13 protein-coding genes are annotated in these 12,461 nt (G+C 56.0%); 8 read left to right on the forward strand and 5 right to left on the reverse strand.

Features of this window, described 5'->3' with window-relative positions; all coding sequences use genetic code 11:
- The first annotated feature begins 19 nt into the window (after positions 1 to 19).
- The 5 genes from trkA (at position 20) to KI235_RS00430 (ending at position 3,611) form a co-directional block, all read left to right on the forward strand.
- On the forward strand, positions 20 to 1,393 hold the full coding sequence (gene trkA / locus KI235_RS00410; protein WP_003196305.1) for a Trk system potassium transporter TrkA: 1,374 nt from the start codon (positions 20 to 22) through the stop codon (positions 1,391 to 1,393).
- A 141-nt stretch (positions 1,394 to 1,534) separates the two neighbouring features.
- On the forward strand, positions 1,535 to 1,846 hold the full coding sequence (locus KI235_RS00415) for a tetratricopeptide repeat protein (RefSeq protein WP_013691965.1): 312 nt from the start codon (positions 1,535 to 1,537) through the stop codon (positions 1,844 to 1,846).
- Between the two features lie 258 nt (positions 1,847 to 2,104).
- Complete coding sequence (locus KI235_RS00420; RefSeq protein ID WP_027912890.1) at positions 2,105 to 2,551, forward strand: hypothetical protein; 447 nt, start codon at positions 2,105 to 2,107, stop codon at positions 2,549 to 2,551.
- The gene (locus tag KI235_RS00425) at positions 2,538 to 3,002 is read left to right on the forward strand and encodes a hypothetical protein (RefSeq protein WP_233839812.1); all 465 of its coding nucleotides are present in this window, start codon (positions 2,538 to 2,540) and stop codon (positions 3,000 to 3,002) included. The genes KI235_RS00420 and KI235_RS00425 overlap by 14 nt, the downstream gene beginning before the upstream one ends.
- 225 nt (positions 3,003 to 3,227) lie before the next feature.
- Entirely contained in the window at positions 3,228 to 3,611 is a 384-nt protein-coding gene (locus KI235_RS00430; RefSeq protein WP_100263654.1) for a hypothetical protein, read from the forward strand.
- Positions 3,612 to 3,664: 53 nt separating this feature from the next.
- On the opposite strand, the gene KI235_RS00435 is transcribed toward KI235_RS00430, so the two are convergent.
- From KI235_RS00435 to KI235_RS00450, 4 genes are all read right to left on the reverse strand, one after another.
- Positions 3,665 to 4,036: a hypothetical protein gene (locus tag KI235_RS00435; RefSeq protein WP_027912891.1), complete on the reverse strand. Its 372-nt coding sequence runs from the start codon at positions 4,034 to 4,036 to the stop codon at positions 3,665 to 3,667.
- 154 nt (positions 4,037 to 4,190) lie between these two features.
- Complete coding sequence (locus tag KI235_RS00440) at positions 4,191 to 4,772, reverse strand: hypothetical protein (RefSeq protein ID WP_177327715.1); 582 nt, start codon at positions 4,770 to 4,772, stop codon at positions 4,191 to 4,193.
- Entirely contained in the window at positions 4,745 to 5,440 is a 696-nt protein-coding gene (locus KI235_RS00445) for a DUF1963 domain-containing protein (protein ID WP_003196310.1), read from the reverse strand. Before KI235_RS00445 ends, KI235_RS00440 begins: the two co-directional genes overlap by 28 nt.
- A 475-nt stretch (positions 5,441 to 5,915) precedes the next feature.
- Entirely contained in the window at positions 5,916 to 6,344 is a 429-nt protein-coding gene (locus KI235_RS00450) for a hypothetical protein (protein ID WP_212795427.1), read from the reverse strand.
- Between the two features lie 285 nt (positions 6,345 to 6,629).
- Here KI235_RS00450 and KI235_RS00455 point away from each other — a divergent pair, with 285 nt between their 5' ends.
- Positions 6,630 to 8,618, forward strand: coding sequence for a type I secretion target (locus KI235_RS00455; RefSeq protein ID WP_212795428.1), 1,989 nt, complete (start codon positions 6,630 to 6,632; stop codon positions 8,616 to 8,618).
- A 1,091-nt stretch (positions 8,619 to 9,709) separates the two neighbouring features.
- Here the strand turns inward: KI235_RS00455 and KI235_RS00460 are convergent.
- Positions 9,710 to 10,072 carry a DUF6124 family protein gene (locus tag KI235_RS00460; RefSeq protein ID WP_069971275.1) on the reverse strand — a complete coding sequence of 121 codons (363 nt, stop codon included), beginning with the start codon at positions 10,070 to 10,072 and terminating at the stop codon, positions 9,710 to 9,712.
- Positions 10,073 to 10,614: 542 nt separating this feature from the next.
- On the opposite strand from KI235_RS00460, the gene KI235_RS00465 reads away from it, so the two are divergent.
- Positions 10,615 to 11,265, forward strand: a complete 651-nt coding sequence (locus KI235_RS00465; RefSeq protein ID WP_212795429.1) for a DUF2459 domain-containing protein — start codon at positions 10,615 to 10,617, stop codon at positions 11,263 to 11,265.
- A gap of 303 nt (positions 11,266 to 11,568) precedes the next feature.
- On the forward strand, positions 11,569 to 12,024 hold the full coding sequence (locus tag KI235_RS00470; RefSeq protein ID WP_212795430.1) for a hypothetical protein: 456 nt from the start codon (positions 11,569 to 11,571) through the stop codon (positions 12,022 to 12,024).
- The last annotated feature ends 437 nt before the right edge of the window (positions 12,025 to 12,461 follow it).

Below are 12,461 nucleotides of genomic sequence, written 5' to 3' on the forward strand. Positions count from 1 at the left end.
ATTCGATAGGAGTGACTGGATGAAAATCATCATCCTCGGCGCAGGACAAGTCGGCGGTTCGCTGGCGGAACATCTGGCCAGCGAGGCCAACGACATCACCGTGGTCGACACCGACGGCGAACGCCTGCGCAACCTCGGCGACCGTCTCGACATCCGCACCGTGCAAGGTCGCGGGTCGTTGCCGACGGTGCTGCGCCAGGCCGGCGCCGACGATGCCGACATGCTCGTGGCCGTGACCAACAGCGATGAAACCAACATGGTCGCCTGCCAGGTCGCCCACACGTTGTTCCACACCCCGACCAAGATCGCCCGGGTGCGCGAAGCGTCCTACCTGACCCGCGCCGACCTGTTCGACAACGAAGCGATCCCGGTGGATGTGCTGATCAGCCCCGAGCAGGTGGTGACCAACTACATCAAGCGCCTGATCGAGCACCCCGGCGCCTTGCAGGTGATCGACTTTGCCGAAGGCAAGGCGCAACTGGTGGCGGTCAAGGCCTACTACGGCGGGCCGCTGGTGGGCCAGCAACTGCGCCAGCTGCGCGAGCACATGCCGAATGTGGAAACCCGCGTTGCCGCGATTTTCCGCCGTGACCGGCCGATCCTGCCCCAGGGCGACACGGTGATCGAAGCCGACGACGAGGTGTTTTTCATCGCCGCCAAGGCGAACATTCGCGCGGTCATGAGCGAAATGCGCCGCCTGGACGAGAACTACAAGCGCATCGTCATCGCTGGCGGCGGGCAGATCGGCGAGCGCCTGGCCGAAGCCATCGAAAGCCGCTACCAGGTCAAGATCATCGAGATGAACCCGGCACGCTGCCGCTACCTCTCCGACACCCTCGACAGCACCGTGGTATTGCAGGGCAGTGCTTCGGACCGCGACCTGCTGCTGGAAGAAAACATCGCCGACGCCGACATCTTCCTGGCCCTGACCAACGACGACGAAGCCAACATCATGTCGTCGCTATTGGCCAAGCGCCTGGGGGCGAAGAAGGTCATGACCATCATCAACAACCCGGCCTACGTCGACCTGATCCAGGGTGGCGACATCGACATCGCCATCAGCCCGCAACTGGCAACCATCGGCACCTTGCTGGCCCACGTGCGCCGCGGTGACATCGTCAGCGTCCACTCCCTGCGCCGCGGCGCGGCCGAAGCCATCGAAGCCATTGCCCACGGCGACGCCAAATCCAGCAAAGTGATCGGCAAAGCCATCCGCGACATCGGCCTGCCGCCAGGCACCACCATCGGCGCGATCATCCGCGACGAAGAAGTGCTGATCGCCCACGACGACACCGTTATCCAGACCGGCGACCATGTGATCCTGTTCCTGGTGGACAAGAAACACATTCGCGATGTCGAGAAGCTGTTCCATGTGGGGTTGAGTTTCTTCTGACCACCACGGATCGTTCCCACGCTCTGCGTGGGAATGCCTCTACGGACGCTCTGCGTTCGGCTCTTGAGGGGACGCAGAGCGTCCCGGGCTGCATTCCCACGCAGAGCGTGGGAACGATCTTAGTCATGAGGAGTTTTTAAAATGCTCGACTCCCTGGAAAAAATGCTCGCCAAGGGTGTGGACAACGCCCTGCTACGCTTCGGCCTGGGCAAGGGCTACCTCGACCTAGGCGAATTCCCCCGAGCAGCCGAACACCTCCAACGCTGCGTCGAATTCGACCCCAAATACTCAGCCGCCTGGAAACTCCTAGGCAAGGCCCACCAAGGCCAAGGCGACGCCGCCGCAGCCCGCCAAGCCTGGGAACAAGGCCTTGAAGCCGCCCGAGCCCACGGCGACAAACAAGCCGAAAAAGAAATGACCGTGTTCCTCAAAAAACTGGATCGCCATCCCTGACTTCACACAAAACTGCTTTTGTGGCGAGGGAGCTTGCTCCCGCTTGAGTGCGAAGCACTCACAAAAAAGCCCACCCCGTTTCAATACCAGCCCGCCAAGCAGCCAACACACAAAACCCCTGTGGTGAGGGGATTTATCCCCGCTGGGCTGCGCAGCAGCCCCAAACTGCCAATGCGGTTTGTCTGATAGACAGGAAACTAACAGAGATTTTCTTCTTAATAGAGGCCACCGATTTTTACCAAATCTATGGAGTGGATAATGACGAGCGAAAATAGAGAATTGAGTCCGGATCTTCACTCGCAAATTAAGAAATTCAGTAGTGACGGAGATCTGCTGGCTGAGTCAGGCCGCTTTGAGGAAGCAGTAGCCCAATATAACAAGGCGTGGGCATTAATCCCTTCCCCAAAAAATGATTGGGAGGCTGCAACCTGGATCCTGGCGGCTATCGCTGACGCTTGCTTCCTATCCGGATTTACGACCTCCGCTCGCGAAGCTTTGCAGTACGCAATGACTTGCCCTGGCGGGATTGGAAATCCTTTTTTGCACCTGCGTCTTGGACAGGTTTTGCTCGATGATGGTCAAGATGACCGTGCAGCAGATGAGCTGATGCGCGCATACATGGGAGCTGGCCCACAGATTTTCGCCGCGGAAGACGCCCGCTACTTGGCTTTTCTCAGGACACGTGCTGATCTTGACGCAGGGTGAAAAAGCGATGAAGCGGCTTCTCCGGTTGTTAGCCGTATTATGGGTACTATTCACGCCTCACATCTTTGCCAGTGACGCTGAAGGTGTACGCCTGTCAGACGAAGCTACAGACATCAATCACACCTTACGCAACGATGCAGTCATGAGTCGCTACGAAGGCAAACCATTTCTAAAACTATTGGATTTCTACGTTTTAAAATCCATCGGCAGGATTGAGCCAGAGCAATTGAACGCCTTGGCTCAACTGGAGCCCAAGCTACGCGAGACCTATGCCTCCCAAGGAACGTGGTTTGAAATAGTGGCTGAACAGATGGACCTTCCAGATGAGCTTCCCAGCCAAATCGACGCCGCGTGGGATTCCTATTCCAAACACATGCAGCAGAAGGGATTGGCTGCCGACCCAATAGAGTTCACTTACCGATTTGTAGATGCCAACCTGATCGCTAATTGAGATGTCCGCTTTTGCGGCTGGCCTTGATCATCCCACCAGCCGCCTCGGGTCGATTGCAGCCCTTCGTGATATGTAGCAATCGGACTGAAAAGGGGAGAGGGCTGTAAGCGTCCGGCGAAGTCATCTACCCGATCCCAGCTATAGCACGATGATGGACATCTGCTCACAATTGGCGTGCACCAGCGCTATCATAGGTGCATTGAAGCCCTCGGACGCTCAGGACAGATGCTTTATTTATATGTAGATGGCAGCGACAACGATGCAATCGAGGCAGAGCTTGTGGCTGCGTTCGATGGTCTCGTTTGCGAATGGTCTGAGCTGGGTGCGTTCCTCGTGAACCAGAAACACGAACGCGATGAGAGCCTATCTGAGAATGACTTACCCGATTGGTTTATTGGGTTGAACCTTCCCATTGAGAACTATGGTATCGAGCAGGTCAACCGCTTGATTCCTTTTGCGCAGAGGCTCGCTGTATCTACGGGACGGGAGTTCGTCCTAGGTGTTTCTAGCGCTCAGGGTATTAGTGAGGATATGGTTTTTCTTGATGCGCATTCTGGGGAGCAAGAACACTCCATCCTTGTAAGCCTACTGAGTGCAAGCGTCCGGTGAGGGCAGTGTTCAAAAATGATGCTGCGTAAAGGACTGAAAATAAATTCGTCTCCTCATTCAGTCCTATTGGTTGGGCCATAGTTATCTTTCGAAAACTCCTCACAAACGTTGCCAAGTTCGTCTGCGCTTAAGGAATTTGCCTTCGATTCTATCTTGGCGAACACGCGAGCGTAGGCTTCCGAAGCCCGTAACTTTTTGAGGAAATCTGCATCTGCATCCTGTAGGAAGTGGGCGGCCACCGCAGAGTATCGCTCCCGCATACCAGGATTCACCGAAGAGCACTTGGCCTCGAAAAAATCATAGGGTGCAATAAAGGAAGCCGATGCTTCGTCAATGCACCCATCACCGGTACATGCTGAAGTAGCACCGGCTAATGTGGCCCAAAGCATCGGTAAGCAAGCCAAAGTTTTCAAAGTGTTTTGCATAGGTCGATCTTTATTAGGGTTGAAGAAATGCAATTTCGTACCCGCCACTTTCCGCGGAGAAACCGGGGGACAGACCACGATTTGGGCTCACCTGTAATCGGACTGTTTCATAGTCGTGGTCTGTTCCCGTTTCCCCAAGACAACACCTCAACCCTTAGGTTGAATAGAACGTAAGCACGCTCTCATATATTGCTGTGTCTTGAGTTATCAGTAAGAGGCGACAGGCGCCAAGCAGAGCATGCACGGGTTGTAAATCTTCAATTTGTGCCCAGAACTTGTCGACCTTATGGCTCTCTCCGAACGGTTGAAATGCGATAGCGCTGCTGAATTTGGAGAGCCTCGCCCGATCAGGCAAGCGCTCAAAAACATACCACTCATCAAAGCCCGGCGTGGGCAACTGATCGATATCCATAATGATAGGACTGATCGCCAAGTCACCTACACGTTGCCACCCGCTAGCGATCTCAACGGCGCTAAGGCTATAGGGTCCGCTATCCGACGCAGCAATCGCAACATAACGCCCACGTACGAGCTGAGGAAGCTGGTGTATGAGGTCACCCAGGTTAACGTCGTATCCATCGTGCCAGTCGAGAGTGCGGTAGCCCGCGTGCGCCCCGGTATGCAGTTCGGTTGTCATATATTTCCTTTCAGGATCAGCGATGACAAAAAAGGGATTTATCTCCTGAAAATAAATCTGTCCCCCGACTGCTAGTAAAAATCGTAATAAAGCGCCCACTCCCCAGTTTCATTGTGCTTCCAGAACATCAGGCTCCCACTGTCGACCACGTTCAGATTGATCTTCGAGTCCGATGAGATCTGGAACACAAACTCGAAGCCTTCACCCGGATCAACACCCGACTGGCAGAACGAGGGGTAACCGCCGATCTTGTGTTCGTAGGTATGGGTGACCAAGTCGTAATAGCTCTGGATCTTGCCCGCGCGTTCCAGCGTGAGGATTGCTTGCTCAAGGTCTTCCGGGACACCACCGCCATCCCACAGTGGAAAGTCCTCCGGCACCGCTTGCGCCGTCAGTGGGAAGGGTTTGAGGAATGTGCCTGCCACCGACAGAGACTTGCGCACCAACACATCATCCGGCCCGTACTCGCGGATAACCCAATTATCCCCCATCGGCTCAAAGTGCTCGGGGAACGGGTTTGAAATGAACACCGTCAGCACACGAACCCCTGCTAGCAGAGGGCTATTGATGAGCAGGGCGGGCAGGTAAAACTGCGCATAGGGGAGCAACTGTTGCCCCGCCTGATTAGTGGGCACCTCTTCATCCGGTCGGAACAGGAAGACATTGCCCAGCCAGCTTTCTTCATCGGTGCCGACAGGACGAAAGCCGCCGGCAATGAGCTTCACGGCGGGGCGGGCCAGGCGTTGCTTGATTTCCTGGATTTCCATGGCGATGTAAACCTCCTTTTTACTACAGGTATTAAGGCCGCAGATTGGCAGTGTACGAGAGTGGATAGCAGCGCTTCTCTGCCCGAGCTAGGCCACATTAGCGTCACGGATAATAGGGTAGGCATCCTCCCACTCCACGAGCCAATGACTTTCCCGATGGCTCCTAGCGTACCTGAGCGTCATCGATACCGGCTCGGCCAGTGATAAGGAAACGATAGAGCCCGAGGGCAAGGCTGCAAAGCCGGCGGATTCTGGTGCAGTTGTAGGCAAAGGCGCGAGGATACGTAGCTTGGAGGTGCGGTGGTTAGGTCCTGGCTTGGCCCTCAGCAGGTGGAGAAGCAGGAGCAAGCATCCATTGCGAGCGCTATTGAAGGGGCAAATCTAAGGAAAATAAATCTGTCCCCTTATTCCATGTCCCCTTATTCCAAAACGTACCGAGCAACATCGACTGAAAAGGGGACTCACTCCGCCCCCGCTAGCCGGGCTGATTACCTATGCAATCAGGTAGGTCGGTGCCAATCGTGATCATTTCGACGGAAACGGTGGGGTGGCTGCCGAAGCCCCAAGAAACAGGTCCCCCATAATTCACCAGATCGTAGATCGCGCTTTCGCCAATCAGCTGGCCGTTGCGATTATCGTACAAGCGAAAAAAGGCCGGAATCTCCCAGCGAACAAACCACTGCTGCTGCTCTGGTTCATCCGGGGGCGACTGGGGGTGAAAGAGGCCGGGCAGTACCCAAAAAGGTTTGAACTCCTGAACTCGGTAGCAGCCGTTGGGGCTGATCCTGGCGGCGCCAACGGGCTTCGCCAGAGCCTTTTCCCACCACTGTGAAACGGCCCACAGCCCCCCGCAGAACACGAGTGCAATGAGGGCTAACGTTGGGAGCCGGGTTAGTTTTTTCATGTTCGCAGACCTATCGGTAACTCGCATATGAAGTTGTTCTTCCCACTCTTGAGCCCCTGGCACTGGGCTAACACTCAATGCGCGGTTTGACTGCCGGGATGGCAGTCACCTTACTCAAGGCAGATTTGAGACGTCGCGGGCAAGCTATTGAGGGACAGAAAAGGGAACGGGTTGCATCGATAGCAGAGCAGAAGGTCGTCCAAGAACCTCCCTTCGTCTCATAAATGGCAACCTGACTGAGCCGTGTCTATAGTTTTTGGCGCCAAATCTATCGGAGGCTTGGACATGAGCCAGAGCATTTCGCCCGCCGCTTCAACCGCGCAAAAAACAGGTATGGCCGCCACGACCTTATGGGGCTCGGACAAAATCGCAGGTATCGCGGTCGATCCGGACGGTGCTATCTGGCTTGGCGCTTATAGTCGCCTGGGGCTGGGAGGCGAAGAGGATTCAGGCTTCACCGGCAGCCTGGTCCGGTTCAATGCCAACGGTAGCCTGGACCGCACCTTCAGTGGCGACGGTAGATCCCTGCTCCCTGTGGCGCTCGATATCGAGGACGGCGGCAATGCCGCCGTGCAGCCGGAAGGGGGCTACCTGGTGGCGCGCTACGTGAACGTAGACAACGTCTGGGTGTCGGGCATCAGTCGTAACTTGGCCGACGGCAGCCTCGATACGAGTTTCGGGAACGGCGGCACCGTGACAGTGCCTTTCTATTGGAATGAAGATCTAGGCCAGCAAGCGTCGTTCTCCGTGCAACGCGACGGCAGCTTCTTCGCAAGCGCTGGGTATCCGTCCGGGGAGATCTATATTGCCCGCTTCGACGCAACGGGGGCCTTGGTCTCGTCCTTTGGAGAGGCTGGGATCCTGCACCTACCCGCGTCCGTTGGCATTCACCCCAGTAGCACGTTCGACGTTTCGCTGCAGGGAGACGGGAAGGTATTGGTCACGGGGCAAGATACCCTGACCCGCCTCAACCCGGACGGTACGCTGGATAGCAGCTTTGCGAACGGCGGCAGCCTGGCCCTGGATGTTCACGCAGACGCCCTCGTCATCCAGGATGACGGCAAAATCCTGCTGGCAGGCGCCTCGGGCGGCATGGCGAGCGTCATCCGACTCAACGCTGACGGCTCACTCGACACCGCTTTCGGCGATCAGGGTCGGGTCAGTTGGGGCTCGGAAAGCGCGCCTTTCGCAGTCGCCGACATGATCGTGCGGGCCGACGGCAAGCTATTGATTGGTGGAAGCCAAGGCACGAGCGCGGACGGCTATCTGGCCGCCTTGGTCCAGTTGAACCCCGACGGTCGCCTGGACCACAGCTTTGGCAATCCCGACGACGGCTATTACCACCTGGACGGTGGCCGCGATGCTGACTTCTTGCTCGGTACCGCCTCGTTCGACGATGCGATCCTTGGCGGGGCCGGTAACGATCTGCTCGACGGCCAGCAAGGTCGAGACCTGCTGACGGGCGGTGCCGGGGCCGATACCTTCCGTTACCAGTCAGTCACAGACAGCTATCGAACCGCCACCGCGGCCCATAGCGACCGAATCACTGACTTCGACCCCAGCACCGATACGCTCGACCTCGCCTCCCTGGGCTTCCTCGGGCTGGGCAACGGACACGACGGAACGCTGGCGATACGCGTCAATGAAAGCGGGACGCGGACCTACCTCAAAAGCTTCGAGGCCAACGCCGATGGGGAACGCTTCGAAGTGGTCTTCAACGGTAACTTGGGCCAAACGCTGAATGAAACCAACCTCCTGTTTCAGCAAGCCAGGTTGACGGGCACCGAGGGGGCTGATCGTTTACAAGGCAACGCTCGCGGCGAAATCATCGAAGGGTTCGCGGGCGATGATCGCCTTTATGGAGCGCTAGGGGATGATGTATTGGTTGGCGCAGAGGGCCGGGACCAATTGGTGGGGGGCGGTAACAACGATGTGTTCCGCTTCGACGGACTGAGCGACAGCTACCGCACCGCCACCGAAAACCACACTGATCGCCTGATTGACTATACCGTGGGTGAAGACACGATCGACTTGTCCGCCTTGGGCTTTACCCGACTGGGAAATGGTTACAACGGCACGTTGGACGTGATTTTCAATGAAGCCAAGGACCTGACTTACTTGAAGAGCTACGAAACCGACGCATCCGGGGCTCGATTCGAGTTGAGCTTGGTGGGGGACCATTCCGGTTACGGTAATTTGAACATCACCTTCGCCGAGCCTTCGGAAGAGGAGGCTATTCGGTTGGTCGGAGTGGCTGACGACGTCTGGGTGTAGAACGCAAACATGGTGATTCCTTGCTCTTAGCCATTTGATCGTTCCCACGCTCCGCGTGGGAATGCAGCTAGGGACGCTCTGCGTCCCCCAAGAGCCGAACGCAGAGCGTCCGTGGAGGCATTCCCACGCAGAGCGTGGGAACGATCTCAAGAAAGCCGAATGCCGCTTGGTCTGCAAACGCCCCCACTGCTAGGTTCACACGGCCCAACCGATCTCTTAGCCATACGAGTCAATCCTCCTTTCCAGTGGAAAGGGGCGGATCTAACATTAGGAAAAATTTCGACTCATATAGAATGATAGTCGTGTATAGCGAAAACTAATAAATTCAGCTAGTTATAGCTATCTTTCAGTAGGCTTTGATATTTTTTGAGGTCGACATGGATCCCAGAAAATAAATGGGCGTCCCCTTATTTAGTCCCTTATTCAAACGGTTGCCATACAGTTTCCGGCTCTGCGTTTCCACTGCTGATGCTTGTTAGCTCCCAAGTCCTGCCACTTTGAGTATCCATCAGAAATGTGAATCTAGCGGCCAGCCCTGAGGTAAGTAAAACAAACCGGGGGCCAGATGTGCCATCCACCTTAGGCAGCCCGATTACAGTCATAGAATCCCACGCACTTCCTCCAGAAGCCGTCTTTACCAGCTGTCCGATATTTCCAGTGTATCGATCCAGGCGGAAAGTCCATTTGGCTGCCAGCGGTGAATGAACTATTTCGAACCTTGCATTCTCTGGCGTGGTTGTCATTTGATGGACGCTCGGAGCGGCGTCTTGCGCGACAGCTAGAAGTGGTGCTTGCACTAGATAAAGGATGGACAGATAGCGAAGCGGTTTTGTCATAAAGTCCACCTTGGATTTTTAGACTACGTTCGGCAGTCTGAGCATAGACAGCCAAGACGTTCTTGCAACTATCGGCGAGGCTTCGACGGAGACAGCCATTGCGGCGACAACTAAAAACAATAAAACCTGATAGCGCATGCAGCTGGCGAAGCAGAATGTGAAACCCGCCTCAAACAGCTGTCGGTTATTGCCGACGGCTTCAAAGAACCAAAACCCGGCGCAGAACGCTGGGGGTTTTCATTGACAAACGTTTACCTACTGCCTCGGCTCCACATTATCCAACACCCGATTCGCCAACAACGAACTCAGCTCAATCAACTGCTGAATCCCCTGCGCCACATGACGTCTCGATCCCTCCAGATCAAACGCCAGGTCACTCACCATCGCATCAGCCGAAGCCAGCGTCTCACTGAGGTTGGCGAGCAAGCATTCGTTATCGAGGCCTTTCACGACGGTGTATAGCTGCCCCGGTTTGGGGTCGTCTTGGGATTTATCCGGTTTTGGTAGCAAGTAGTGATCGAGCACGCGTTTGGTGGTTTCGTCTTGCTGCTTGGCTTTGGATTTTGCGGATGTAGAGGTGGAATCTGCTTCTGGCGGATTCGGGGTAGTTTTGAACATTGACGTAATCTCTCAATTGGGCCGCAACCCTCTCGCTACTAAACGAAAGGGTGGCGGCTGTGCGCAAGTTAGTAGACCGGTGATTACGTCAAACCCGGCGCACCCGAGGGTGCCATGCGCACAGCCACCATCGAGAACAGGCAATGCCTGACTGATGAGACTCATACACCGAGACGTAAACCGGGCTACTAAACCCGACCACTGATGGGCAGTGGCAGGAAGACAATAGAACCCGGGGACAGGGCGCACAAGCGGGCGGATTCTGGCGTAGTTGTAGGCAAAGGCGCAAGGATGCGTAGCTTGATGGAGGATGTAGGTGGGGGCTGTAGGAGTTAGGTGTTTTGGCGATGCAGGCGGCTTGTTCCGATCTGGAACCGGGGCTTGCTCGCGGTCAATCACCGACCCACTTCCTGAACGCCTCGACGCCCAACCGGCCCACGAATGCCTGCCTGATGGCGCGAACCAGCTTCTATGCTTGTATACAGCGCCAACCCCCGCTGGGTTTTCCCACGTTTCGTTAGCGAGCCTCCAAGCCCTTGTGTATGCGCATTGTAGTGCTAGCCCTGGTCCTCACGCTGTTCGGCTGCGCTACCGCGTCGGACCCGCCGAGGGGCGAGGGTGGCGATTGGCGGTCCTTCTATGTGGTGAATCATGGCCTGCATACCGGGTTGGCAATTGCGAGCCCCGATCTGCTTCAGGTGCTTCCCGCACTGGCTGAGGAATTCAGCGACGGCGACTTCGTTGAGTTCGGCTGGGGTGACGAGGATTTTTACCGAGCCCCAGAGGCCACCTTGAGCCTGGCCCTGCGAGCCTTGTTCGGGTCGACGGCAACCGTGCTGCATGCGGTCAAGATTGACGGTGACCCCAGGCAGCGTTTCGCCGCAAGCGAGGTCATCAAGGTGCGGGTGACGGAGGACAGCTACCGACGACTACTCGCGTTCGTGGCCGGGACCTTCACCCGCTCAGCGACGGGCACCTTGGTGGTGCTCGGGCCTGGCCAGTATGGAGAGAGCCGGTTCTACCAGGCCGAGGGTAGTTACTCGCTGTTCTATACCTGCAATACCTGGGTCGCAGAGGCGCTGGCCGCGAGCAACTGCCCAATGTCGCCTGCTGCGGTGATTACGGCGGGGAACGTCATGTCGCAGTTACGCCGGGCGACAGCGGTCGGTGCATCCTGCCTGGCTATCCGCTAACCCATGTCTGACGGTGGGTGTGTATTCCAGTGATGCTGACATCCGGTTCCAGTGAATGTGACCCACTCAAAATCCTGTTTGTGAAATTGCACCCGCGTGACCTTCCGTATTCGTTTCCATCGACCAGCCAGTTGCATTGGTGCGGACCACCGTTTGCATCAGGAATTGACCAATATCCGCCGAAGAGGCGACCGGCAGAGAGCGGCCAAAAGCGTTCAGTCGGAGGATGAAATTTGGCTTGTACCAACCCACGATGTTGTATGTAATTCCACGCCAACTCAGTGCATAAAGTGGTTCGCAGGTATGGAAGTCAGTACCCTCACATTTCAAGAGTTGTTTCGTCCGGGAAGCGCCTCAAATGGCTGCACCATGGCCGAGCGATGCTCCTCCGACTTTCTGATAAACGAACGTTCGTTGCTCAACGCTATCGTTACAGCTGCTGGTGGACATTCCGACTTTATGGGGTGTTTCGTTAAGGGCTTCCTAGAGCAAAACAAACAATCTAGTTCTCGTCTGCTATTACGCGAGCCCGCTGAAACAGAAAGCGGTCGGATACTCCTTTACATCTGCCCTGAGTGCGGTGACATCGGGTGTGGCGCCTACGCAGCATCTGTTCGCCAAAACGATGACTGTTTCACGTGGGATTCCTTTGCTTACGAGAACGGCTATGAAGAGCCTCAAATCATTGAAGGAGTCGGCCCCTTCACATTTGAGAAGCATGCCTATGAGGCAGCTATCAATGATGCGGCTGCGTTCTAGAAGGTAATTCAACCTGCGCTGCTAAAGCAGGCCGATTGTGTCCGTCGACGGCTGAATCCACAGTCAATTTCGGACAGTCGTGATAGGCAAAAATCGACCCGGAGCTGCTCTTTGCGACAGGCAGAGATCGGCCAAAAGCGGACGAAGAACGCAGAGTGAAGTAACCTCATTTACTAGTGGTTTGCTCTGCTTCGGCATACGGCATTCCCCACATGGGCTTCCTTTGGTGGAGCTGCTGTTGAACCGTAAGAGCGCTGAGCTTGATTTTTTCTCAACGCTACCACAGAAGCAAAAGCGGGCGCCCGTAAGGCAGTGGAATACTTGGATCGGCAAGCGTGGCTTACCTTGCCTTCATTTACGGAGTGGAATACGGGCTCAAGAGGCTTAACGAGAAACAATAGAAATGTGCTCTGTTCTCGAAGACGTGGTTGCAGGGC

This window comes from Pseudomonas sp. St386 (assembly GCF_018325865.1).
Lineage (GTDB): Bacteria > Pseudomonadota > Gammaproteobacteria > Pseudomonadales > Pseudomonadaceae > Aquipseudomonas > Aquipseudomonas brassicacearum.

Coding starts and splice junctions, on each gene's coding strand:
- KI235_RS00460 (WP_069971275.1), bottom strand. CDS start 10,072: ATGTTCAAAACTACCCCGAATCCGCCAGAAGCAGATTCCACCTCTACA.
- KI235_RS00450 (WP_212795427.1), bottom strand. CDS start 6,344: ATGAAAAAACTAACCCGGCTCCCAACGTTAGCCCTCATTGCACTCGTG.
- KI235_RS00445 (WP_003196310.1), bottom strand. CDS start 5,440: ATGGAAATCCAGGAAATCAAGCAACGCCTGGCCCGCCCCGCCGTGAAG.
- KI235_RS00455 (WP_212795428.1), top strand. CDS start 6,630: ATGAGCCAGAGCATTTCGCCCGCCGCTTCAACCGCGCAAAAAACAGGT.
- KI235_RS00430 (WP_100263654.1), top strand. CDS start 3,228: ATGCTTTATTTATATGTAGATGGCAGCGACAACGATGCAATCGAGGCA.
- KI235_RS00470 (WP_212795430.1), top strand. CDS start 11,569: ATGGAAGTCAGTACCCTCACATTTCAAGAGTTGTTTCGTCCGGGAAGC.
- KI235_RS00420 (WP_027912890.1), top strand. CDS start 2,105: ATGACGAGCGAAAATAGAGAATTGAGTCCGGATCTTCACTCGCAAATT.
- KI235_RS00435 (WP_027912891.1), bottom strand. CDS start 4,036: ATGCAAAACACTTTGAAAACTTTGGCTTGCTTACCGATGCTTTGGGCC.
- KI235_RS00415 (WP_013691965.1), top strand. CDS start 1,535: ATGCTCGACTCCCTGGAAAAAATGCTCGCCAAGGGTGTGGACAACGCC.
- trkA (WP_003196305.1), top strand. CDS start 20: ATGAAAATCATCATCCTCGGCGCAGGACAAGTCGGCGGTTCGCTGGCG.
- KI235_RS00465 (WP_212795429.1), top strand. CDS start 10,615: ATGCGCATTGTAGTGCTAGCCCTGGTCCTCACGCTGTTCGGCTGCGCT.